This is a genomic window from Rhizobacter sp. P2_H2, assembly GCF_056403375.1.
On the sequence record NZ_JBFUFP010000894.1, the window covers coordinates 1 to 2,295 of the forward strand.

Annotated in this window: 3 protein-coding genes; all 3 read right to left on the bottom strand. The window is 68.6% G+C overall.

The genetic code is table 11. The features are described 5' to 3' along the window. Positions 1 to 189 (bottom strand): hypothetical protein (locus AC1D15_RS27900; RefSeq protein ID WP_477828564.1); only part of this gene is annotated, 189 nt, incomplete at its 3' end. Positions 190 to 241: 52 nt separating this feature from the next. Next, positions 242 to 1,624: a sensor histidine kinase gene (locus AC1D15_RS27905; protein ID WP_477828565.1), complete on the bottom strand. Its 1,383-nt coding sequence runs from the start codon at positions 1,622 to 1,624 to the stop codon at positions 242 to 244. Then, the coding region (locus tag AC1D15_RS27910) for a response regulator (RefSeq protein ID WP_477828566.1) at positions 1,621 to 2,295 on the bottom strand (675 nt) is incomplete at its 5' end. The genes AC1D15_RS27905 and AC1D15_RS27910, both read right to left, overlap by 4 nt.

Sequence of the window (2,295 nt, forward strand, 5' to 3'; positions counted from 1 at the left end):
CTGCACGCCGGCGTAGAGCTTCATCGCGCGTGGGTGGTTGTCGCTAGGCACTCTGCGACCGTTGATGTCGAAGTTGGCTTCGCCCGGCGTGGTGAGGTTGAGGCCGAGATAATGTTCGGGAGAAGGGTCGGCGGCGTGGGCTGAGGCAGCGGCAAGGAGGGCGGCAGCTGCAAGAAGCAGGGTTCTCAAGAATGGCTCCGGTCGGTTGGAAAGTGACCGGGACATTGTTGAAAGCCGTGCCTTAAGGGACGCCCAAGGCGGAGGCCGGCAGGTGCAGCTCGAAGTGCGCACCGTGGCCGCCCGGCCGCGCGAGGCCATCGCCGACCGTGACCTGCGCGCCCAACCGCTCGGCAGCCCGCGCCACAATGGCGAGACCCAGACCGGTGCCCTCCACATCGTGACCCGCGCCGCGCCAGAAGCGCTCGAACACCAGTGGTCGATCGGCTGGCGCGATCCCTGGGCCATCGTCGGCCACACCGAGACGGGGGCCGTCGGGAGTCAGTTGAAGGCTCACCTCTATGCGCCCGCCACGGCCAACATAGCGCAAGGCGTTGTCGAGCAGGTTCTGCAGCACCGAGTGCAGAGCCACCTCGTCGACGTGAACCGACAACTGCTCGGGCGCGGCCAGCACCAGCGCGATGCCGCGGTCGCGCGCGAAGCCGGCCTGCTCGGCCAGCCGGTCCGCACAGAAGTGGGCGAGATCGAGGACGGCCGTAGCACCAGGCTGGTCGTTGTCGAGGCTGGCCAGGTCCAGCAGTTGGCGCGACAGATGGGCGCTGCGCTTGATGGCCTGCTGCAGTGCGGTCGCTGCCGATTCGCGCGACGCGGCATCGCCCGCCTGCACGAGCGCGTAGGCTTGTGTGGCCACCACGGCCAGCGGCGTGCGCAACTCGTGTGCGGCTTCGTGGACGAAGGCGCGTTCGCGTGCGCGGTGCTGGCGTAGGCGCTGCAGCAATGCGTCAAAAGCCTGACCCACGGGGTGCAGCTCGCCGTAGCGCAGGTCAACGCCCAGGGGCGCGAGGTCTTGCTTCAGGTCCAGTCCGTGCAACCGGCGCGCAAAGCGCCGCAGCGGCGCCAAGCCCGTGTACACGGCCACCCACAGCGGTAGCAGCATCAGCGGGAAACCCAGCAGCAACTGCTTGCCCAGCTCCCAGCTGGCAAAGCTCAGCAGGCTGCCGCGCGAAGGGGCCGGCTCGGCCAGGCGCAACGACCAACGCGGGTTGTCCTGTCGGTAGGTCCAATAGGTCTTGCCGGCGATGGTGTGCTCACCGACGCCGGGCTCGGCACCTTCGACCACCGGCGAAGTCGCGTAGATGCTGTGTCCGGCGGTGTCGACGAGTTGGGCCAGCAGCGGGCCTTGAAACATGGGCTGCCGCTCGCGCAGCCGGTTGACGTGGCGCAGGTCGGCCTCCAGCACGCGCGCCGCCAGCGCAGGGTCGTCAATGGCCTCCAGGCCTGCGGCGAGTTGGCGGCCGAACTGGCGCACGCCCGGGTCGGTGGCCAGGGTTTGCTGGATGTCGAGCTGGTCCTCCACAAGGATGAGCACCGCAAACAACGTGAAAGCCAGCAGCAGCGCGCCGATCAACCGGCGCGTGAGCGTGGGCCGCAACCCCGGCAGGTTCATGCGCATTCCAGCCAGTAGCCCACACCGCGCAGAGTGCCGATGCGCGAAGCGCCGATCTTGCGCCGCAGATTGGCCATGTGTACTTCCAGCGTGCCGAACTCCAGCGGCTCGCCCAACGGCGCGAGGCGCTGCGCGAGCTGGTGCTTGGGCACGACACCACCGCGCTCGCGGGCAAGCTCCAGCAGCAACTGGTACTCACGCGGCGACAGGGCCAGTTCCTCACCATTCAGCAGCGCCCGCTGGCGGCGTGGCTCCAGAGTCAACTCGCCAACGGCCCAGCAATCGCTGGCCTGCTGGGCACAGCGTCGCAGCACCGAGCGCAGCCGGGCGATCAACTCGGGCATCTCGAAGGGCTTGATGACGTAGTCATCGGCACCGCCGTCGAAGCCGGCGAGGCGGTCCTCCAGCGCGATGCGGGCGGTGATGACGATGATCGGCACCGTGCTGCCCTGGCGGCGCCAGCGGGTCAGCAGCAGGCGGCCGTCGCCGTCGGGCAGCGTCTGATCGAGCAGCACGGCGTCCTGCGCGGCAGGGTCCAGCCGGAGCGGCGCATCGTTGGTGCGGCGCAGCCAAGTACTGGTGTGGCCTTCAGTTCGCAGTGCTGTCTGCAGCGCGTGGCCCAGGTCGAAATCGTCCTCGATCAACAGAATGTGCATGGAGCGGGGAAGCAG